This window comes from Ochrobactrum sp. MYb379 (assembly GCF_037479515.1).
GTDB lineage: Bacteria > Pseudomonadota > Alphaproteobacteria > Rhizobiales > Rhizobiaceae > Brucella.
Genome location: NZ_JBBGYW010000003.1, coordinates 371,977 through 392,910, shown reverse-complemented (window position 1 = coordinate 392,910; position 20,934 = coordinate 371,977). Strand labels below are relative to the sequence as shown.

The window sequence follows — 20,934 nt, the reverse complement described above, 5'->3', positions numbered from 1 at the left end:
AATTCATGTGCCAGTATAATGAGATAAACAATTATAAAAAGTAACCGGAAGTTTGCAGGCAAACTTCCGGTTCAGGAAACAGCCTGTGCAAGGGACGTTACACAGACTGATCTTTCAAAATAAGAGTAAGCTACCAGCCGCGACCCGCGCGGCGTTCATCAATGATGCGGCCGCTGAAAGCGTCAACGACGACGATTACACGACGGCCATTCGGGCGGGTTGCCTTAACAAGATATGCTCCACGATCGCGGCGCATATCACCAACATCGTAGCCGCGCCGTTGAAGTGACCGCGAAATTTGGCGCGGGCCTAAGATTTCAGGGCGACCATAGCCGTCACCCCAGCCTGGTCCGCGACCGGGGCCATGGTTGGGACCACGATCAGGCCCCCAGTTTGGGCCTCTGTCATATCCGCGATCCGGACCATCCCAGCCGGGGCGTGGTCCGCCGCGTGGAGGAGGGGGCATGTCGTCATAATACTGAACTTGAACACGCAGACCATTGTCTGCGGCAAGGGTCGGAGTTGCGACAGCAGTTCCGACAGTGGCAAGTGCGGCAAAAGCAAGAAGAGCTTTTTTCATAACCGTAATCCTTTGATAAACCCGCCTCTCAGCAGGCATAGGGGAAGATTATTCCCAAGCACCTGAACGCTCGCCGAAGATGGTGTTCATTTTGGGTTCATTGCATGGCGGAAACCCCAATTTAAGGGTCGCAAACGATCAGGAGTTATTACGTTAAGTGATGTGCCGTGTAGCAATCAGGCACGCGGCGCTGCTTGCCTCCGCAATATTTTTCGACAAGCTAAAGTAAAATCATCCTTGAAAACAAAAAGCGGTACTCCCAATTAAGTTTTGCGGTTGCCGTAAACGGGGCCGCCGGCACCAGAGAATTCGCCAGAATGGGAGTTCTGCCGCCAGTTAAAGCATTATGTCGCTCTTAAGGAGGGCTTACACATGCGTCACGTTGATTTTTCTCCACTCTATCGTTCCACCGTTGGTTTCGACCGTCTCTTCTCCTCGATGCTCGATACACTTGCATCGCCAGAAGGCTCGCAGTCTTATCCGCCATATAATATCGAGCGGACGGGTGAGAACGCCTATCGCATCACCATGGCCGTTGCAGGCTTCTCGGAAGGTGAACTCGAAATCGAAGCGCATCGCAATCAGTTGACCGTGAAGGGCCAGAAGGCCGAAGACGATGCTTCTGAAACCGGTGAAGTGCTTTATCGTGGCATTGCTTCGCGTGCTTTCGAACGCCGCTTCCAGCTTGCTGACTTTGTTGAAGTCGCGGGCGCCAGCCTCAAAAATGGCTTGCTCCATATCGACCTTAAGCGCGAAATCCCTGAACAGATGAAGCCGCGCAAGATCGAAGTCAGCTCGGCATCGACTGATGATGGCCAGCAGATTGAGGCCAAAACCGCCCACTAACCTCTGCTTGACTATGCATTAGATAAAGAAAGCGGCGCATTGAGCGCCGCTTTTTGTTTTAGTGCGTCCACGAATGAAAGATATCAGGCGATAAGCGTGCCGAACTGATCGACTTCGTCTTCTGTATTGGCAAAGCTCGTAACGAAGCGCGCGAAAATTTCGCCTTCGCTGATGCGGTTGACTTCGGAGTGCGGCGGGTTCCAGTCGTAGAAGATCGCACCTGCATCACGCAGACGATCATAAACCGACTGCTTCATAATTGCGAAAACCTCATTGGCTTCCGGCTTCCATGCAAGCCGCATCTGGCTCGATGCATCAATGTGACGAGCAAGGCGTGCGGAAAGCGCATTCGAATGCTTCGCCAACTCGATCCAAAGATTACCTTCGAGATATGCATCGAACTGGGCTGCAATGAAACGCGTTTTTGAGAAAAGCTGTGCCGCACGTTTGCGGATGAACGGGAGATCCTTGGCGCGGGCAGGGTCCATGAAGACGAGCGCTTCTGCACACCAGCAGCCATTCTTGGTGCCGCCAAAAGAAACAATGTCGACGCCTTGCTTCCATGTCATTTCTGCGGGTGTCATATCAAGTGAAACAAGAGCGTTGGCAAAGCGTGCGCCATCCATATGAAGTGGCAGGCCTGCGCCGCGGCAGATTTCAGAAATGGTCGAGATATGCTCCAGCTGGTACAGCGTGCCGACTTCCGTTGCCTGCGTGATGCTGACAGCCATTGGCTGACCGGCATGAACGAAGGCCGGATTGAAACGCTTGAGTTCGCGCTTCAAAAGCTCAGGGTCGATGCGACCCATCGCACCATCAATTGGATGAAGACGTGCGCCACCGGTAAAATATTCAGGTGCGCCGCACTCATCCTCGATCACATGCGCTTCTCTATGCACCAGCGAGACGCCGCCGGGACGGTTCACACTCGCAAGTGCCAAGGAGTTGGCCGCTGTGCCAGTGCCGACAAAGAAAACCGCAACTTCGCGCTCGAACAATTCGTTGAAACGCTGCTCCACGCGCTTGTCGATTTCGCTCGCGCCATAGGCTGCAGCAAATCCGTTGGCGTGAAGGGAAAGGCTTTCAGCGATTTTTGGGTGGGCGCCTGCCCAGTTGTCTGAAGCAAAATGCACGGTGTTCTCCACTGGCGGTATGACCTTATGGAAACGTCTATAACCGGACTTGGTAACAGGTGTAAGGCCTGCAAGTGCTAAAAATCAGGCAGCGTCTGTCACTTTTTGGAGCTTTCAATGTGTGTCATTGGCCGCGCCAAACTGACGCAACAGGCGCTTTACGCAATTAAATAATGATTGAGCATCTTAGTGCGACACTTTGTTTCGCAATCAGCCCGGAAAAATCATGTTTCCATCTTGTGACCGAATTTGAATTCTGCCATACGTTATTAGGACAGCAATGCTGACTAATTCAGTCTTACTGTCCAATTCTTCACTGTAATTGTCAGGTTTTCTGTTCAGGACCTCCAGCGTTGCAGAAAGAGAGCGTCATGCGGATCGGAACAACCCGGCGGAATATGGTGCTCAAAACAGACAGGGGAGTTTGGTGCGCCGCCATGCGGGCCGAGGTCGCTTGTCGAGCCTGAAAGACGAAGGCGAGAAAGCAATATTCCTTTCGATGGCGATGCCATCGGCCACGGAACGTCGTCCAACGCCTTTTCGATAAGGCTTTCCATAGACATAAAACAAAGCGCATCCCGAAAAGTGCGAAGCGGTTTTCGGATGAGATGCGCGACTAAAACAGTTCGGAACGAATAGCCGTTTCGGTTCATTATCGTATCGCGCAGGGTTGCGCGCTTATTGGAGGGAATGACGATGCCGCATTTGACGCCATCTGTATCGCATGTGGATTTACACAACGGTCAGAACGGAACGGTCAAAGCTGCGACCAATTCCACCAATGCAACCCGAAAAACGCGAACTTCGGCGGGTACGCCCCCCGCCCAAGGCCTCTATGATCCACGCAACGAACGCGACGCCTGCGGCGTTGGCTTCATTGCGCATATGAAGGGTCAGAAGTCGCATCAGGTTGTCGAAAACGGCCTGAAGATGCTCGAAAACCTCACCCATCGTGGTGCGGTCGGCGCTGACCCTTTGATGGGTGATGGCGCGGGCATTCTGGTACAGATTCCAGATCGCTTTTTCCGCGAAGAAATGGCGCGCCAGGGCATCGATCTGCCAGAGCCGGGTCATTATGCCGTAGGCTATCTTTTTATGCCGCGCGATGCGGAATTGCGCGCGCATATTGAAGAAATTGTCAAGGAAGTCATTGCTGCTGAGGGCCAGACTTTCATCGGTTTCCGTCAGGTGCCGGTTGATAACGAGTCCTTGTCTAAGGCGCCCGAAATTGCTGCAACCGAACCGTTTCACGTTCAGGTTTTCATTGGTCGTAGTGCTGCCATTGAGAGCGACGATGATTTTGAACGTCGCCTGTTCGTGCTGCGCAAGGTCATTTCGAACCGCATTTATCAGGAAAACGACGGCGACGATAAGGGCTTCTATATTGTCTCCATGTCGGCGCGCACTGTTGTTTATAAGGGCATGTTTCTGGCCTATCAGGTTGGCGCTTATTACAACGATCTGAAAGACCTGCGCTTTGAAAGTGCTGTTGCGCTCGTTCACCAGCGCTTTTCGACCAACACTTTCCCATCTTGGCGACTGGCGCATCCATATCGCATGGTTGCGCATAACGGCGAAATCAACACGCTGCGCGGCAATGTCAACTGGATGGCGGCCCGTCAGGCGTCGGTGGATTCGGAACTGTTCGGGAACGATATTTCCAAGCTTTGGCCGATTTCTTACGAAGGCCAGTCGGACACAGCCTGCTTTGATAATGCGCTCGAATTTCTTCATCAGGGCGGCTACAGCCTAGCCCATGCGATGATGATGTTGATCCCCGAAGCATGGTCTGGCAACAAGCTGATGTCAGACGAACGCCGTGCGTTCTACGAATATCATGCGGCCCTGATGGAGCCGTGGGATGGCCCAGCAGCCGTTGCCTTCACCGATGGGCGTCAGATTGGCGCGACGCTTGATCGTAATGGTCTGCGCCCTGCACGTTATATCGTGACAGACGATGATTTTGTCATTCTGGCTTCTGAAGCCGGTGTTCTGCCGGTTGACGAAAAGAAAATCATCAAGAAGTGGCGGTTGCAGCCGGGACGTATGCTGCTCATCGATATGGAAGAAGGCCGCATCGTTTCGGATGAGGAAATCAAGTCGCAGATTGCGCAGAAGCATCCTTATAAGCAGTGGCTTTCCAACACGCAGCTTATTCTGGAAGACCTGAACCCGGTTGAGCCACGCGCGCTGCGTAAGGATGTAAGCCTCCTCGACCGTCAGCAGTCGTTTGGTTACAGTCAGGAAGACACCAAGCTTCTTATGTCGCCAATGGCTACGACTGGTCAGGAAGCCATTGGCTCGATGGGCACGGATACGCCGATTTCGGCGATGTCCGACAAGTCGAAGCTGCTCTACACCTATTTCAAGCAGAACTTCGCGCAGGTTACGAACCCGCCGATTGATCCGATCCGCGAAGAGCTGGTGATGAGCCTTGTCTCCTTCATCGGACCGCGTCCAAACATTTTTGACCTTGTTGGCACCTCGCGCCGCAAGCGCTTGGAAGTGCGTCAGCCAATTCTGACCAATGGCGATCTCGAAAAGATCCGCTCCATTGGTCATACGGAAGATCGTTTTGATACTAAGACGCTCGACATTACCTATAATGTCGGCGAGGGTGCAGCTGGTATGCATGGCGCGATTGAGCGTTTGTGCGACCGTGCGGAAGCTGCCGTGCATGGCGGTTATAACATTGTCATTCTATCGGATCGTCAGGTTGGTCCGGATCGCATTCCGATCCCGGCTTTGCTGGCAACGGCTGCCGTCCACCATCACCTGATCCGCAAGGGGCAGCGCACATCGGTCGGTCTGGTTGTTGAATCGGGTGAGCCGCGCGAAGTACATCACTTTGCTTGTCTAGCTGGTTATGGTGCGGAAGCAATCAACCCATATCTCGCCTTCGATACGCTGCTCGACATGCATCGCCGTCGTGAATTCCCGCCGGAAGTGGATGCTGACGAACTGGTCAAGCGTTACATCAAGTCGCTTGGCAAGGGCATTCTTAAGGTCATGTCCAAGATGGGCATTTCGACCTATCAGTCCTATTGCGGTGCGCAGATTTTTGATGCCGTCGGCTTGCAGACGCGTTTTGTTGATCAGTTCTTTTTTGGCACGGCAACGACCATTGAAGGCGTTGGTCTTGATGAAATCGCGGAAGAAACTGTGCGTCGTCACACCGATGCGTTTGGCAATGACCCGGTTCTCTTGACTTCACTCGAAGTCGGTGGCGAATATGCTTACCGTATGCGCGGCGAAGCCCATCTCTGGTCGCCGGATGCGATTGCGAAATTGCAGCACGCCGTTCGCACGTCGAACCCGGACACGTTCACCGAATATACAAACACGCTTGATGCAAAGTCGGCGCAGGCAAAGACTATTCGTGGCCTGTTTGATATTCGCTTTGCCGAAGCCAGTGGCCGCAAGCCGGTTGCAATCGATGAGGTTGAATCGGCGGTTGATATTGTCAAGCGCTTCTCGACGGGCGCCATGTCGTTTGGCTCGATCTCGCGTGAAGCGCATACCACGCTTGCGCGTGCGATGAACGCTATTGGCGGCAAGTCGAATACGGGTGAGGGCGGTGAAGAGCCGGATCGTTTTTATCCGCTGCCGGATGGCAAGCCAAACCCTGAACGTTCTGCGATCAAGCAGGTGGCATCGGGGCGCTTCGGTGTGACGACGGAATATCTGGTCAATGCTGATCTTATCCAGATCAAGGTTGCACAGGGTGCAAAGCCGGGTGAAGGCGGTCAGCTGCCGGGCCATAAAGTTGATGCGACCATCGCCAAGACACGTCACTCGACGCCGGGCGTTGGCCTCATTTCGCCTCCGCCGCATCACGACATTTACTCGATCGAAGATCTGGCACAGCTGATCTATGATTTGAAGAATGTTAATCCGGCTGCTGATATTTCGGTCAAGCTTGTGTCGGAAGTGGGTGTCGGTACGGTTGCGGCCGGTGTTGCCAAGGCACGCGCTGACCACATCACAGTGTCCGGCTATGATGGCGGCACGGGTGCGTCGCCGCTCACCTCGCTCAAGCATGCCGGTTCGCCGTGGGAAATCGGCCTTGCCGAAACCCACCAGACGCTGGTGTTGAATGGTCTTCGTTCGCGTATCGCATTGCAGGTCGATGGCGGTCTTCGGACCGGTCGTGACGTGATCATCGGTGCGCTTCTCGGTGCCGACGAGTTCGGTTTCTCGACGGCTCCGCTGATCGCTGCTGGCTGCATCATGATGCGCAAGTGCCATCTCAATACCTGCCCTGTTGGCGTTGCCACGCAGGACCCGGTTTTGCGCAAGCGCTTCAAGGGTACGCCTGAGCATGTCATCAACTTCTTCTTCTATCTGGCAGAAGAAGTGCGCGCATTGCTGGCAGCCATGGGCTTCACCAAGCTTGAGCAGATCATTGGTGAAACACAGCTGCTCGAAAAGCAGAGCATGATTGATCATTGGAAGTCGAAGGGTCTCGATTTCAGCCGTATCTTTTACAAGCCGGAAGCCGAGAAGCACGAAATCTTCTGGACCGAGCGTCAGCATCATCCGATTGAAGATGTTCTGGATCGCACGCTGATTGCTGAAGCCATGCCTGCGCTGGAAAACAAGACGCAGGTGAAGATCAATGTCGACATCAAGAACGTCGACCGCTCAGCAGGTGCGATGCTTTCGGGCGAAGTGGCCAAGCGTTTCCGCCACAAGGGTTTACCGGATGACACCATTGCCGTTACGCTACGCGGTACGGCTGGCCAGTCCTTTGGTGCGTTCCTTGCACGCGGTGTCTCGTTTGAGCTGATCGGCGATGGCAACGACTATATCGGCAAAGGTCTTTCGGGTGGCCGCATTGTCATACGTCCGCCAGAAGACACGCGTATTGTGGCTGAAAACTCGATCATCGCAGGCAATACCGTGCTTTACGGTGCGCTTGAAGGCGAGTGCTATTTCCGCGGTGTGGCAGGCGAGCGTTTCGCTGTGCGTAACTCTGGTGCTGTCACGGTTGTCGAAGGCGTGGGTGATCACGGCTGCGAATATATGACGGGTGGCGTGGTTGTCGTTATCGGTCAGACGGGCCGGAACTTTGCAGCCGGCATGTCGGGCGGTGTCGCTTACGTGCTGGATGAAGTCGGTGACTTCGCACAGCGCTGCAACATGGCGATGGTCGAGCTGGAACCGGTGCCGGAAGAGGATGACATCCTCGAAAAGCTGCACCATCACGGCGGCGATCTGATGCACAAGGGCCGTGTGGATGTATCGGCAAATATGACGCGTCACGACGAAGAACGTCTGGTTCAGCTGATTGCCAACCATCTGCATTACACCGGCTCTACGCGTGCCAAGGACATTCTCGACAATTGGGAAAGCTATCGCCCGAAATTCGTGAAGGTCATGCCGGTCGAATATCGCCGTGCTCTGGAAGAGATGGAGCGCATGCAGATCGGTGTCGCAGCTGAGTAAATAAATATCATTACACGGTGCTTGTGCGCCTGAAATGGCGCACGGCACGGTGATAGGAGCATAGAATAATGGGTAAGGTTACAGGTTTTCTCGAGATAGACCGGCAGGTAGCGAAGTACCAGCCAGCATCAGATCGCATTCGTCACTTCCGCGAATTCACTCTGCCGATGACGGATGGTGAAGTGCAGAAGCAGGCGGCACGCTGCATGGATTGCGGTATTCCGTTCTGTCACGGTGACACTGGTTGCCCGGTGAACAATCAGATCCCGGATTGGAATGATCTCGTTTATAACAACAACTGGGATCAGGCGATCCGCAACCTGCATCTGACTAATAACTTCCCGGAGTTTACGGGTCGGGTTTGCCCCGCGCCTTGTGAAGAAGCTTGTACGCTCAATCTTGAAGACACACCTGTCGCAATCAAGACCGTTGAACAGGCGCTGGGCGATAAGGCCTACGAGTTAGGTTATATTGTTCCGCAGCCTTCGGCACAGAAAACCGGCAAGTCGGTCGCGATTATTGGTTCGGGCCCAGCCGGTCTTGCTGCTGCACAGCAGCTGGCACGCGCTGGTCACATGGTCGATGTTTATGAACGCGAAAGCCGCCCCGGCGGTCTGCTGCGTTATGGTATTCCTGACTTCAAGATGGAAAAGCACCTGATCGACCGTCGCGTTACGCAGATGGAAGGCGAGGGCGTTCGTTTCCTGTGTGGTGTCAATATTGGTGTCGATAAGCCGCTGCGTGGTCTCCTCGATACCTACGATGCCGTACTTTATTCGGGTGGTTCGGAAAAGCCGCGTCCAGCTGGTATTCCGGGTGCAGACCTTGAAGGCGTGCATGATGCCATGCCTTATCTCGTGCAGCAGAACCGTCGTGTTGGCCGCGAAAACATTGAATCAGTTGCATGGCACGAAGCGCCGATCCTTGCCGGTGGCAAGCACATCGTCGTTGTCGGCGGTGGTGATACGGCTTCTGACTGCGTGGGCACGGCTTTCCGTCAGGGCGCGGTCAATGTCACGCAGCTCGATATTCGCCCGCAGCCGCCTGAAAGAGAAGACAAGCTCAGCGTCTGGCCTTATTGGGCAACCAAGATGCGGACGTCTTCCAGTCAGGCTGAAGGTGCCAACCGCGAATTTCAGGTGGCAACACTTGAGTTCATCGGCGAAGACGGCAAGCTCACCCATGTGAAGTGCTGTCAGGTTGATGATCAGCGCAAGCCGATTGCTGGCTCCGAGTTCTTCATCAAGGCTGATCTGGCTTTCATCGCGATTGGTTTCTTTGGCCCGTCAGAAAACTCTGTGCTCAAGGAAATGAGCGATAAGCTCGAAATCGCAACGGATCGTCGGGGCGGAACATCCGTGAAGGCCAATGAGCGCGATTACCGCACAACCGTCGATAAGCTCTATGCAGCAGGTGATGTGCGTCGCGGTCAGTCGCTGGTTGTTTGGGCCATTCGTGAAGGCCGTCAGGCAGCGCACGCCATTGACGCCGACTTGATGGGATCGTCGGTTTTGCCTCGATAATTAGTACTTTGTCTCAATATAAAGCCCGGCTATAAGCCGGGCTTTATTGCTTTTATGTTAGCCTTGCTGGCGCTTCTTGCGAATTACCAGATAGACAATGCCTAAGAAAACAAACCAGACGGGCGTTATCTTCAGAGCAACTGCTGTGTCTTGTTCTTGTGCCAGTGCCCAAAGAATGAAGGCAAAGAAGGCAAAGACCATGGCAACGGAAGCGCGACCACCAGGCAGCTTAAAGGTTGACTGCTCATGCAGGTCGGGACGTTTGCGGCGATACTGAATGTAAGAAGCAAGAATGATCGACCAGATGAAGATAAACAGAAGCGCCGATATCGTTGTAACGATGGTGAACACTTCAATGATGCTATCGCCTGCATACAACAGCACAACGCCTGCAAGCAGGAAGATGCAGGAGAAGAACAGCGCATTTACTGGCACCTTGCGGCTGTTTAGCTTGCCTAGTGTCTGCGGTGCGAGACGCGAAGTGGCAAGACCATAAATCATGCGCGAGGTCGAGTAGATGCCGGAGTTGGCGCTCGATGTTGCAGAGGTCAGCACAACGAAGTTAACCACATGGGCCGCAATACCAAGACCGGCCAGCGAGAACATGGCGACAAATGGGCTTGAACCCGGGTCAACCTGATCCCACGGGATAACCGTGATGATGACGAACAGTGCACCGACATAGAAAAGCACAACGCGGATCGGGATCGAGTTGATCGCCTTTGGCAGGTTGCGGGTCGGGTTTTCTGTTTCGGCAGCAGCCGTACCAACCAGCTCAATACCCACGAAAGCAAAAACTGCAATCTGGAAGCCAGCCACAAAGCCGAAGAAACCGTTCGGGAAGAACCCGCCATTGGCCCATAGGTGCGTAATCGAAGCTTGCGTGCCGTTTGGCAGAGCAAAGCCGGTAATCAGCATGTAAGCGCCAGCAAGAATGAGCGCGACAATTGCTATGATTTTGATGAGCGCAAACCAGAATTCTATTTCGCCGAAATTGCGAACATTCGGCAGGTTCAATAGGAGCAATACGCCGATCAGTCCGAGTGCAGGTATCCACAAAGCGAGGTCCGGATACCAGAACGAAATATAGCCGGAAACGGCGACAACGTCGGCAATGCCGGTCACAATCCAGCAGAGCCAATAGGTCCAGCCTGTAAAGAATTGCGCCCAAGGGCCGAGGTAGTCACCCGCGAAATCAGCGAAAGAGCGATATTCGAGATTGGACAGCAGAATTTCGCCCAGCGCGCGCATCACGAAGAACAGCATGAAGCCGATGATCGCATAGACCAGCAGAATGGATGGTCCGGCGAGTGAGATTGTCTTGCCCGAACCCATGAAAAGGCCCGTGCCAATCGCACCGCCAATGGCGATCAGCTGGAGATGTCGATTGGTGAGATTGCGTGCAAGATGGGGTTCCTCCTCCCGTTTTTTTTCAACGGGAGGCTTTGATGCGATGTTCATTCATATGCCTCTTATGCAATGCAGACGCGTGCGCGAAACGTCCTATTGGACTGCGCGACCTTCTGATAGACGAGGAAATATCAAATGTGAACCACAAGAAAATAAGCATTTAGGCGAAGAAATACCGCATATTTCACGGTAATATCGCCCAAGATGTGAAAGCATATTTGCAAATATTATTAATATTCAGGGATTTACGCTTTTCTGGGGCCATGAAAAATCATCAGCACGGCCAGATGAAACACCGTTGCCTTTGTTGTGCGTTCGATTGATTTTGCCCTTTGGCGCGATCACGCCACCCAGCAAAACACCGCTATTATCGCGATCAACGTCGCGCAGACTAACCGGCGCAATGCGATCTACGGGCCTTTCCGGGTCATTTGTCTGAGCGGTTGGCAGCAATTGCTCATTATCTTTGCTGCCACCAAACAGCGTCTTTAGCGGCTTTTCTGCATAGAATGCGAGTTTGCGTTTACCGGCTGTCGTCGTGTTGATGCCGTCATTACCGCGCAAACGTGCAGTCTGACCATTAATGTCGAAGCCTGTCTGGCTAAAATTGCCTTCTTCATCGACAAACCCATCCCAGACATCGACGAACTTTGCCCCAGCCTTCTCGGAGGTGGTGCGGAAAATTTCGTTCAGTGCCAGCATATCCTGCGACATGCCGCGAGGACGGAATGGGGGCTGACCGACCCAGATCAGCGGATAATTCTTATCGGTAATCTCTTTCGCGAATTTTGATACGCGACTCTGATATTCCGCCGTCCATTCAGGGGAGCGTGCCGCGAGGCTTTGTCCCTTGATCGTAATTGCTTGCCGGTCGTTTGAGCCAATCATGACGACGACAGCAGCTGGCTTTTCCTCTTCGAGAATCTTGCCGATGTTTGCAGGCCAATCAAAATGATCGTCACGGACGAAGCCGGAAGAGCCATTGATGCGGCTGACAATCCGTAGGTCCGTATCCGCGGCAAAGGCAACATCAAGCCCTTCCGCCAAGCCGTTGCCGATAAAATCACCGACGACGAGAATTTTTTTGGCGTCTGGCTTTTTCTCAACAAAGTTGATTTCAGGTTGTGGTGGCGTCGCCGGAACGGCACGAGCTGCGGGCGTTACAGCTTTCGGTGTGCGTTTTGGTTTTGCAGGGCGTGTGCGTTGAGGCTTTGGCTGTTCATATTGTGGCTGTGGTTGCGTTTGCTTTGGCCCAAACAGCATATCAAAAATTGTGCGTGGCCGGTTCTGTGCAGATGCTGAAGACAACGCAGCCAGCGTTATCGCACAGGCAATGAGCATGGTCACCACAACGCCGCCAATCGAACTTTTGAATGGTTCTGCCTGCATGGGTCTCACTCTCCTGCGCCTAGAATAGTAATGTCCTTTGCCAAAAAGAAAAAGGAGCGCACATGAAATGCGCGCTCCGGGTTTATTCTTATTGCTTTTAACGGCGACGGAGAACCGTCAGCACTTCTTTGCTTGGGTGCCCATCTTGCTGCAAGCCGTTGCGCTGTTGGAAAGCTTCAATCGCTTTGCGCGATGTCGAGCCGATTTTGCCGTCAATTTTGCCGTCATAATAGCCGAGCGCTTTAAGATGCGTCTGCAATTCTTCGCGTTCATTCATTGTGATCGGCGTAAACGGACGGTTCCAGTCCTGACGCAATCCTTGATAGCCGCCGATGCGATCTGCAAGCAATCCGACTGCGAGAGCGTATTTATCAGCATTGTTGTAGCGCTTGATCATGAAGAAGTTCTTGGCCATCAAGAATGCTGGACCTTCACGACCATCCATCACTTTAAGTGTGACTTTTTCATTGGCATCCGGGAATGGACGCCCGTTAGCGCGAACCACACCGAGCTTCTGCCATTCGGCGGCTGAAAGCGAGCCGGAAGGGAATTTACGGCCGGCCGGAAGCACGACCTCATAGCCCCATGTGCGGCCGGGCTGCCAGCCATTGCGATGCAGCAGGTTTGCAGCAGTTCCAAGCGCATCAGGAACCGAATTCCAGATGTCGCGCTTGCCGTTGCCATCCATATCAACCGCATAGGCCTGATAGCTGGTTGGAATGAACTGGGTATGCCCCATTGCACCCGCCCACGAACCAGTCAGATGTCCGCGATCAATGTCGCCGGTCTGGAGAATTTTCATCGCAGCAATCAACTGCGTGCGGCCAAATTTGGCGCGGCGCTGATCGGCATAGGCAAGGGTCGCAAGCGAGCGGATGGTGTCCATCATGACGTCTTCGCGCTTGAGAATCTCGCCGTAATTGCTTTCCATCGACCAGATTGCAAGCAGGATATTGCGATCAACCGAGAAACGCTGTTCGATGCGCTGGAGCCACGGGCCCCATTTTTTCGCCATGCTCTGGCCGATGGCCACGGAGTGCTCATTCACGCGGTTATCAATGTAGTTCCAGACAGGTTCGCTGAATTCGGGCTGAACACGTGCTTTGCGCAAAACTTCGGGGTCTGGAGAATCGACGCCGCGGAACGCGCGGTCGAATGTCGACGGTGATACGCCATTCTGAATGGCTGTCGTGCGGAAACTGGACACCCATTTTCTAAAATTGGCATCGGCAAAAGCGGCGCCGGTAGACAGGCCAGATGCGAGCATTGCCACCGCAACGGTCGCTGTAATCTTGGCGCGCATTCCTCGTCCCAGAGTGAATGGAAATCGCAGCATTCTGTGTTTCCCTTCTGCAATCATGTTTTGCCGCTTCAAACGGCGAGTTGCCTTTCATGCCGAGCCTAGTTCAGTTAGATTGCATCAAGTCTTTAATACTATCCAGTGTTGAATTTGGGGCCGACCCTTATGAAGCATTAAATTACAGGCTTCAGGTTAGCATTTGGTTTACCATGGCGAGATTGCCTGAAAAATTGCGAGAAATTTTACAGAATTTTTGAATCAAGTAAGATTAAGGTAAAGTCACCGAATGTGATGAAGAAAGCGATATAATTTCGTCTTTCCTTAATCAAAACGCCCTATTTGAAATGCAGTGGTTTCAATGCTTTAATAATACAGCAGCATTAGTGAAAAAGTCGAGGAGACGAATGAGTTCGATCCGTAAAATCCGCAAGGCAGTTTTTCCTGTCGCAGGTCTTGGTACCCGTTTTCTACCCGCGACCAAGTCGATCCCCAAGGAAATGCTTACCGTCGTTGACAAGCCAGTTATCCAGTATGTCGTGGATGAGGCTCGTGAAGCCGGCATCGAACATCTGATTTTCGTCACTGGACGCAACAAGGCTGTGATCGAAGATTATTTCGATGCACAGGTTGAGCTTTATGCGACGCTTGCTGAGCGCGGCAAAAAGGCTGAGCTTGAGCATTTGCAAGAATTGCAGCCGCAGCCCGGCACCACGAGCTTTACCCGTCAGCAGGTTCCGCTCGGCCTTGGCCATGCGGTCTGGTGCGCGCGCGAGCTGGTCGGCGATGAGCCTTTTGCACTGCTTCTGCCAGATATGGTGATGCAATCGAAGAAGGGCTGTCTCAAGGAAATGGTCGAGCTGTATGAGCAGACCGGCGGCAACGTGATTGCCGTGCAGGAATGCGATCCTGAAGAAGCCCATAAATATGGCATCGTGGGCAAGGGTACTGCTATCGGTAACGGCTTTGAGATCAACCAGATGGTTGAAAAGCCAGCCAAGGGCACTGCACCTTCCAACCTCTACATCAATGGCCGCTATATTCTTCAGCCAGATATCTTTGAACTACTAAGTAAGCAGGAAAAAGGCGCTGGCAACGAAATCCAGTTGACCGATGCGATGTTAAAACTCGCTGATCAACAGAAATTCTATGGCTTTGATTATCATGGTCGGACATTTGACTGCGGTTCGAAGTCAGGCTTTATCGAAGCCAACGTAGCTTTCGCTCTTTGGCGCAAAGATATCCGTCCAACAGTTGAAGTTTCAATTGCCGAATTGCTGAAGACGATCAAAACGGCATAAGTTAGCTTATCTAACAATCACAAGCCCGCTTTCAGCAATGAAGGTGGGCTTTTGTGTATTTGATTGAAAGCCTTTAGCGCTGGACCTTCATGCCAACATAAATGCTGTTGGCGTGGTACTCGCGATAAGAAATCTGGCTCGTCTGAAATTCATGACGTAGTCGCGCATCAATACCGACAAAGCGGTTGATCCAATACGTCGCGCCAATCTGTGCACCGATGGTGTAATCCGTACCAGTGCCGTCCTTGTTATCACGGACATTGAGGTCGAGCTTGCCGTTAAAACTTAGATCGGAGCGAACGCGCCGCGTAACTTCAAGGCTCGCAAAGTGCAGCAGCGCACCTGCGACACCCGGAGTTGTTGAGGTGTCCACCATAGTGCGTGCATAAAGCTGCACGTCAGTTCCGCGCAATGGCGACCAGTTGATGGCTGCCGCAAGCGAGGGTCCGCTGACATCTGCGAGGCGGGCATCGTCGCTGTTGGCGCGCATGAAGCCAGCCGAGAATTCGCCGTTAAATTTCTCGCCGCGATCAAACATCAAACCTGCACGCACAGCATATTGTGAGCCGCTGCGCTCATAACCGTTGCTGTCCACGCGTTCATCGAACATGCGTTTGCCCAATTCAGCTTCGACAAACGGCTTGAGTGCTGGTGAAATCGCAAAACCACCGCGCAAAGTTACGCTGGCATAAGTGTTATCACGATCTTTCTGGCTGACTGTTCCGCCGGAAGACAGTTCTGCATCGCCGTAGCTGTCATGCTCAATACGACCTGTGGCTCGACCAAATATAAGGCCTGTATCGCGTTCAATGCCAAGGCTACCATTAGCCGTATGAACGAGAGGTCGCTTCAAAGCATCCGTTACGCCGTTGGGGCTTGATGCGCTTTCGCGGCGCAGCTTATAGCCCGCGCCCGCATTCACGGTTGTCTGGCCGCTCAAATCAAAACGCAGATTGCCCTGAACATCGACGCGAGGTTCTGACACGTCCTGCCCGGAGATAGATTTGCTCAGTGTGCCGGATGCGTCAAGCGTTGCCTGATGGCGCGCCCAATCGGATTCTGCCTTAAGCCGCAGCGTCGTTTCAGACAGCACCGCGCTCGAACCAGTAGAACTGTTATCGCCGTTGGTCGTGGCGCTAATGCCCTGCTCAAGTGATGGGCGAAGGACGAAGTTGCCTGTGCGAATGCCAAGCGGCGCGAAAGGATCCGCCTCAGCTGTCAGGCGGCGGCCTTGTTCAGGGATAGCAGGTAAGTTTTCACGACGTGCACGGCCCGTTGTATCTTGCTCTTCGATTGTCACAGCACTCACCGGCATATTGTCGGTTGTAAGGAAGCGCCGCGGTTCTTCATCATTAATGGGTGCAACCTGTGTTGTCTCTGCAGGCTGTGTCTCGCTCGGGGGTGTGTAAGAATCGTCAACAAATTCGTTTGTAGCGGGCGCATTCGGATCGAATGCATCGGCATCGCGATTTGTGGGTTGGTCCGCAGATGATGAGGCGGGCAGCGTATCGTCATCAAGAGTGCCGCGCAGTGTCACTTCCTTCGAAAAGGCGGCAGAGCTAACAATTGCCAAAGCACAACTCGCCAGCAACAGGCATCGCAGCCTGAGGACAAAAGGCGACGATCCGCCAGAAGTGGATTTGGCAAAAAACATATTGTCTTCAAACCGTTGCAACGTGGTAGATGAACGGTAAACGGACATGGTTAATTCTTTATTTATTTTTAGCTTTTTGAGGTGTTGATTGTGCGGCAACAAATGCTTGGACAACATTGCTTTAAGGCGCTAACCCTTGCGGCATGACAAAGCTCGACACCACACATGAAGCGGCTTCAATTGCCTCGGCTCTACGCACCATCCGGACCGAAAATGCGGGGCTCTTAGCGCTCGAAGATGCGCTGAACAATGGCCTGTCTGCGCCTTTTGCGGAAGCAGTGAAGACGATAGTCGGTTCTAAAGGCCGTCTGGTTGTCACCGGCGTTGGTAAAAGCGGCCATATTGGTGCCAAGCTTGCTGCGACTTTTGCTTCCACTGGCACCTCGGCTTTCTTCGTGCATTCGGCGGAAGCCAATCATGGCGATCTTGGTATGATCGGCACAGATGATGTTATTCTCGCAATGTCATGGTCGGGTGAAACGGCGGAACTCAAAGGCATCGTCAATTATTCCCAGCGCTTCCGCATTCCGCTGATTGCGATTACTGCGGGTGAGGATTCAGCACTAGGACGTGCAGCCAATGTCGCGTTGCTGCTGCCAAAAGTGCAGGAAGCTTGTCCGCATGGCCTCGCACCAACAACATCAACAATGATGCAGTTGGCCATCGGCGATGCGCTGGCTATCGCACTTCTCGAAGCACGCGGTTTCAGCCCAACAGATTTTAAAACCTTTCATCCAGGCGGTTCGCTTGGTGCGAGCCTTGTTCATGTTCGCGAGATCATGCACAAGGGGGATCGACTGCCGCTGGTCACAGTTGGTACATTGATGCCGGAAGCCATGAAGGTGCAGGCACAGAAAAGTTTCGGCTGTGTGATTGTTGTGGAACAGGATGGGCAGCTGGCGGGTATTATCACTGACGGTGATATTTCACGGAATCTGGCCCGCAATCTCTCAGAGCTTGCGGTCGATGATATTATGACCCGAAAGCCCAAAACAGTTGAGCAGAATTTGCTGGCCAGTGCAGCGCTTAGCCTTATCAACGAGAAGCATATCGGCGCGTTGATTGTTGCTGAAAACAATCGCCCGATTGGTTTGGTTCACTTCCACGATCTGCTGCGAATTGGCGTCGCTTAATCTAGAGCGCATCCCGAAAAGTGTGAAGCGGTTTTCGGACAAAGATGCGCGTCTAAGGAAGGTGGCTGTTTACACAGCCACCTCCATCTCAAGCGTAATCGCGTCAAATGAAACAATATGCACTTCGGTACCAGCCGGTAGGTCCGGACCTTTAATGCGCCATGTCGTGTCGTTGATGCGGATACGTCCCCGGCCATTGACGATTGGTTCTGCGAGCGTCGCACGTTGACCAACAAGCTGATCGCCACGCCGATTGAGTAATGGTTCATCCTGACGATCGCTGGAGCCGAAAACACGACGGCCTGCCAGCACGAAGATTACGGAAAGCACTAGAAACAGAACAATTTGCAATTGCCAGCCAAAACCTGCAAGTGAGCCAAGCAGGAAGGAAATGCCGCCTGTCACAAGAGCAGCAAGTCCAAACCAGATTAAGAAAATGCCGGGTGCCATAATTTCCAAAATGAGCAGGACGAGGCCGAGAACGAACCAACCCCAGAGCCCAAGTTGTGACAGGAAATGAATAATCATGGCGTTAATCCTGTCTTAGCTGCGGGTCGTTGGAACACTGCGAGAGCGCGGTGCAGGTGCAGTTGGCGCCGGATCAACGGGGTGACTGCTATCTCCAAACACTTCTTTTGCAATCGCGCCAATGCCAGCCAGCGAGCCGATTAGCGAGCTTGCTTCAAGCGGCATTAGAACCACTTTCTGGTTCTTAGCGCTTGCGATATTGCCGAGTGCTTCAGTATATTTCTGTGCAATGAAGTAGTTCAGTGCCTGAACATTCCCGCTCGAAACAGCATCGGAAACCAGTGTCGTTGCCTTAGCTTCAGCTTCTGCAAGACGTTCACGTGCTTCAGCTTCACGTTTTGCGGCTTCGAGCTTGCCCTCAGCTTCGAGAATCTGTGACTGCTTCTGACCTTCAGCACGCAAAATTTGCGCGTTGCGGTCGCCTTCAGCTTCGAGAACCTGCGCACGCTTGTCACGTTCGGCCTTCATCTGACGGCCCATCGAGCTGATAATGTCGGCTGGTGGATTGATGTCTTTGATTTCCACGCGGGTCATCTTAAGACCCCACGGGTGAGCTGCTTCATCGACAACGCGCAGCAGGCGATCATTGATCGCATCGCGGTTGGAAAGCAGTTCGTCCAAATCCATTGAACCCATGACAGAACGGATATTTGTCATGGTGAGATTGAGGATTGCATATTGCAGGTTTGAAACCTGATAAGCGGCCTGTGCGGCGTTCAACACCTGATAAAAAGCGACGCCATCTACGCCGACAATCGCATTATCGCGGGTAATAACTTCCTGCGTCGGAACATCGAGCACCTGTTCCATCATATTGAGGCGTGCGCCGATTCGGTCGAAGAATGGCACAATGAGATTAAGGCCCGGCATCAGCGTGCGTGTGTAGCGGCCAAAACGCTCAACGGTATAATTGTAACCCTGCGGCACGGTCTTTATGCCTGCAAAAAGCGTAATAAGTACGAGTGCAGCTAAAATCAGCAGCGTGATGTCAAAACCAGTCATTATCCAAACCCTCTAAATTAAACCCAACCCTGCAACTCGCGACGGACGAGTGTCTCGATGACTTTCATGCCTTCTTCGCTATCGTTGAGGCACGGTATGTGGCTGAAGTTTACGCCGCCAGCCTCATGAAATTCTTCCGCCGCTTCGTGGCCGATTTCATCAACTGTTTCCAAGCAATCCACCACAAAGCCGGGATTGAGCACTGCAACGGATTTTACGCCCTGCTTGGCCAGTTCCACAAGGGTTTCGTCGGTGTAAGGCTGGAGCCACTCTTCCGGTCCGAAACGTGACTGGAAAGTTGAGCGGAACTGTTTTTCATCCATTCCAAGTCGAGCGCGCAAAAGCCGTGATGTTTCAAGGCATTGCGAACGATAAGGATCGCCTTTGTCGGAATAGCTTTTTGGAATTCCGTGATAGGAGGCAAGGATGACTTCCGGCTTGAAATCGAGCGTTGCCAGATGCTTCTCAATAGATTGAGCAAGCGCTTCAATATAGACCGGCTCGACTTCATAGGACGGGATCGTGCGCACCGCTGGCATGAAGCGCTTTTTCATCAGAACTTCAAAGAACTTATCGTTCACCGTCGCAGTCGTGGTGGCTGAATATTGCGGATAGAGCGGGAACATGACGATGCGTTCGCAGCCCTGTTTCAACAACCGATCCGTCACGTGTTCAATCGAAGGTTGTCCATAGCGCATGGCCCAATCAACGATGACGTTCGCCTCGTCTTTGAGGGCGACTGCAAGCTTTTCACCCTGAGCGCGGGTATAGGTGCGCAGAGGAGATTCGTTTTTCTCATGGTTCCAGATGCGGTCATAGAGCTTGCCTGAACGCTTTGGGCGTACAGTCAGCACGATACCATAAAGGATCGGATACCAGAAAAGACGCGACCATTCGATTACCCGACGGTCAGAAAGGAACTCAGCGAGATAGCGCCGCATCGGAGCATAGCTCGTGCCATCTGGCGTCCCGAGATTGACCAGCAACACACCAACTTTTGGCTGTTTGACAGCATGGCTGGCTGGCGTGGCGATCACTTTATCTGTCTCACTCATTTTCCGACTCCTGCTTTGCCGGAAAACTAGAGAAAAAAAGGCAAATTACAATCCTAACAATGCCAAAGGCCGTTGAATTGTCAGTTATTTGGGACAGGAACGCATGAAAAAACGGCACACGCAGAAAGCGTATGCCGTTAAACTATCATGCAGATAGATTTTAAGCGCGGCGCGTCAGCGAGAAGCGCGAGCCTGCCGATGATGTGCAGTTAAGCTGGTTCTGCGAAACGAGTGCGCAATTCACGCGCGAAGATGTTCCGCGCACGATTGAACGCATGTCGATCTCAACGAGCTGTGGCGACTGGTAACGATAGTTGCCTTCGGCCAACTTTTCATTGGTGTCGGTCGAGCGCGTTTCGAAGATGCCACCATTGAACGACGAGACGATGCCGTTTGGATCAGCCCAACGACCATCAATGCCAGAGGGTGCACGATTGACGACAGGGACATTGCCACCACCGCCGGGGCCGGTTGCCACACAACCTGCAAGCGCGAGCGATACGATTGCCGTAGAGCCGATGATGCGGAAGCGTTTCATGTCCATTTTCTCCGTAAGAGTGTTTAGCGTGTGATGTATGGAAATTTACACGAATACAAGCCCTGTTGAAGAGTATTATGAGATTGTTGCTCAAGTG

General features: G+C 52.9%; 16 protein-coding genes. 5 read left to right on the top strand and 11 right to left on the bottom strand.

Annotation, left to right across the window (positions count from 1 at the left end):
• Window positions 1–130: 130 nt before the first annotated feature.
• Window positions 131–580, bottom strand: coding sequence for a PepSY domain-containing protein (locus WH356_RS09055; protein WP_339509977.1), 450 nt, complete (start codon window positions 578–580; stop codon window positions 131–133).
• A gap of 372 nt (window positions 581–952) precedes the next feature.
• Between WH356_RS09055 and WH356_RS09050 the strand changes: the two genes are divergently transcribed.
• Entirely contained in the window at window positions 953–1,426 is a 474-nt protein-coding gene (locus WH356_RS09050; protein ID WP_339509976.1) for an Hsp20 family protein, read from the top strand.
• Between the two features lie 83 nt (window positions 1,427–1,509).
• Here WH356_RS09050 and WH356_RS09045 read toward each other — a convergent pair whose 3' ends face one another.
• Both WH356_RS09045 and WH356_RS09040 read right to left on the bottom strand, forming a co-directional pair.
• Window positions 1,510–2,559 (bottom strand): threonine aldolase family protein, encoded by a 1,050-nt coding sequence (locus WH356_RS09045; protein ID WP_339509975.1) that lies wholly within the window; start codon window positions 2,557–2,559, stop codon window positions 1,510–1,512.
• Between the two features lie 338 nt (window positions 2,560–2,897).
• The gene (locus tag WH356_RS09040) at window positions 2,898–3,122 is read right to left on the bottom strand and encodes a hypothetical protein (RefSeq protein ID WP_339509974.1); all 225 of its coding nucleotides are present in this window, start codon (window positions 3,120–3,122) and stop codon (window positions 2,898–2,900) included.
• A gap of 133 nt (window positions 3,123–3,255) precedes the next feature.
• On the opposite strand from WH356_RS09040, the gene gltB reads away from it, so the two are divergent.
• Together gltB and WH356_RS09030 are read left to right on the top strand one after the other, a co-directional pair.
• Window positions 3,256–8,007, top strand: a complete 4,752-nt coding sequence (gltB, locus tag WH356_RS09035; protein WP_339509973.1) for a glutamate synthase large subunit — start codon at window positions 3,256–3,258, stop codon at window positions 8,005–8,007.
• Window positions 8,008–8,075: 68 nt separating this feature from the next.
• Window positions 8,076–9,530 (top strand): glutamate synthase subunit beta, encoded by a 1,455-nt coding sequence (locus WH356_RS09030; protein WP_339509972.1) that lies wholly within the window; start codon window positions 8,076–8,078, stop codon window positions 9,528–9,530.
• Window positions 9,531–9,587: 57 nt separating this feature from the next.
• Here the strand turns inward: WH356_RS09030 and WH356_RS09025 are convergent, their stop codons facing one another.
• The 3 genes from WH356_RS09025 to WH356_RS09015 all read right to left on the bottom strand — a co-directional run bounded on the left by WH356_RS09025 (window position 9,588) and on the right by WH356_RS09015 (window position 13,665).
• Window positions 9,588–10,991 carry an amino acid permease gene (locus tag WH356_RS09025; protein ID WP_339509971.1) on the bottom strand — a complete coding sequence of 468 codons (1,404 nt, stop codon included), beginning with the start codon at window positions 10,989–10,991 and terminating at the stop codon, window positions 9,588–9,590.
• A gap of 186 nt (window positions 10,992–11,177) precedes the next feature.
• Entirely contained in the window at window positions 11,178–12,329 is a 1,152-nt protein-coding gene (locus tag WH356_RS09020) for a DUF459 domain-containing protein (protein ID WP_339509970.1), read from the bottom strand.
• A 97-nt stretch (window positions 12,330–12,426) separates the two neighbouring features.
• Complete coding sequence (locus tag WH356_RS09015; RefSeq protein WP_339509969.1) at window positions 12,427–13,665, bottom strand: lytic murein transglycosylase; 1,239 nt, start codon at window positions 13,663–13,665, stop codon at window positions 12,427–12,429.
• Between the two features lie 368 nt (window positions 13,666–14,033).
• On the opposite strand from WH356_RS09015, the gene galU reads away from it, so the two are divergent.
• Window positions 14,034–14,927: a UTP--glucose-1-phosphate uridylyltransferase GalU gene (galU, locus tag WH356_RS09010; RefSeq protein WP_339509968.1), complete on the top strand. Its 894-nt coding sequence runs from the start codon at window positions 14,034–14,036 to the stop codon at window positions 14,925–14,927.
• 73 nt (window positions 14,928–15,000) lie between these two features.
• Here galU and WH356_RS09005 read toward each other — a convergent pair whose 3' ends face one another.
• Complete coding sequence (locus tag WH356_RS09005; RefSeq protein WP_339510333.1) at window positions 15,001–16,581, bottom strand: outer membrane beta-barrel protein; 1,581 nt, start codon at window positions 16,579–16,581, stop codon at window positions 15,001–15,003.
• A gap of 143 nt (window positions 16,582–16,724) precedes the next feature.
• Between WH356_RS09005 and WH356_RS09000 the strand changes: the two genes are divergently transcribed.
• Complete coding sequence (locus WH356_RS09000) at window positions 16,725–17,714, top strand: KpsF/GutQ family sugar-phosphate isomerase (protein ID WP_339509967.1); 990 nt, start codon at window positions 16,725–16,727, stop codon at window positions 17,712–17,714.
• Window positions 17,715–17,783: 69 nt separating this feature from the next.
• On the opposite strand, the gene WH356_RS08995 is transcribed toward WH356_RS09000, so the two are convergent.
• From WH356_RS08995 to omp10, 4 genes are all read right to left on the bottom strand, one after another.
• On the bottom strand, window positions 17,784–18,242 hold the full coding sequence (locus WH356_RS08995) for an NfeD family protein (protein WP_250042188.1): 459 nt from the start codon (window positions 18,240–18,242) through the stop codon (window positions 17,784–17,786).
• A 15-nt stretch (window positions 18,243–18,257) separates the two neighbouring features.
• Window positions 18,258–19,244, bottom strand: coding sequence for an SPFH domain-containing protein (locus tag WH356_RS08990; RefSeq protein WP_339509965.1), 987 nt, complete (start codon window positions 19,242–19,244; stop codon window positions 18,258–18,260).
• A 17-nt stretch (window positions 19,245–19,261) separates the two neighbouring features.
• A complete protein-coding gene (gene hemH / locus WH356_RS08985) occupies window positions 19,262–20,299 on the bottom strand; it encodes a ferrochelatase (protein WP_339509964.1) in 1,038 nt (345 codons plus the stop codon).
• Between the two features lie 160 nt (window positions 20,300–20,459).
• The gene (gene omp10 / locus WH356_RS08980) at window positions 20,460–20,837 is read right to left on the bottom strand and encodes an outer membrane lipoprotein Omp10 (RefSeq protein ID WP_339509963.1); all 378 of its coding nucleotides are present in this window, start codon (window positions 20,835–20,837) and stop codon (window positions 20,460–20,462) included.
• Window positions 20,838–20,934 lie beyond the last annotated feature (97 nt).

Bases quoted from the DNA above. Each gene is read 5' to 3' on its own strand.
- galU (WP_339509968.1), top strand. From the start codon at position 14,034: ATGAGTTCGATCCGTAAAATCCGCAAGGCAGTTTTTCCTGTCGCAGGT.
- WH356_RS09030 (WP_339509972.1), top strand. From the start codon at position 8,076: ATGGGTAAGGTTACAGGTTTTCTCGAGATAGACCGGCAGGTAGCGAAG.
- WH356_RS09050 (WP_339509976.1), top strand. From the start codon at position 953: ATGCGTCACGTTGATTTTTCTCCACTCTATCGTTCCACCGTTGGTTTC.
- WH356_RS09025 (WP_339509971.1), bottom strand. From the start codon at position 10,991: ATGAACATCGCATCAAAGCCTCCCGTTGAAAAAAAACGGGAGGAGGAA.
- WH356_RS08990 (WP_339509965.1), bottom strand. From the start codon at position 19,244: ATGACTGGTTTTGACATCACGCTGCTGATTTTAGCTGCACTCGTACTT.
- WH356_RS09020 (WP_339509970.1), bottom strand. From the start codon at position 12,329: ATGCAGGCAGAACCATTCAAAAGTTCGATTGGCGGCGTTGTGGTGACC.
- WH356_RS08995 (WP_250042188.1), bottom strand. From the start codon at position 18,242: ATGATTATTCATTTCCTGTCACAACTTGGGCTCTGGGGTTGGTTCGTT.
- WH356_RS09055 (WP_339509977.1), bottom strand. From the start codon at position 580: ATGAAAAAAGCTCTTCTTGCTTTTGCCGCACTTGCCACTGTCGGAACT.
- WH356_RS09000 (WP_339509967.1), top strand. From the start codon at position 16,725: ATGACAAAGCTCGACACCACACATGAAGCGGCTTCAATTGCCTCGGCT.
- omp10 (WP_339509963.1), bottom strand. From the start codon at position 20,837: ATGAAACGCTTCCGCATCATCGGCTCTACGGCAATCGTATCGCTCGCG.
- WH356_RS09005 (WP_339510333.1), bottom strand. From the start codon at position 16,581: ATGTTTTTTGCCAAATCCACTTCTGGCGGATCGTCGCCTTTTGTCCTC.
- hemH (WP_339509964.1), bottom strand. From the start codon at position 20,299: ATGAGTGAGACAGATAAAGTGATCGCCACGCCAGCCAGCCATGCTGTC.
- gltB (WP_339509973.1), top strand. From the start codon at position 3,256: ATGCCGCATTTGACGCCATCTGTATCGCATGTGGATTTACACAACGGT.
- WH356_RS09015 (WP_339509969.1), bottom strand. From the start codon at position 13,665: ATGCTGCGATTTCCATTCACTCTGGGACGAGGAATGCGCGCCAAGATT.
- WH356_RS09040 (WP_339509974.1), bottom strand. From the start codon at position 3,122: ATGTCTATGGAAAGCCTTATCGAAAAGGCGTTGGACGACGTTCCGTGG.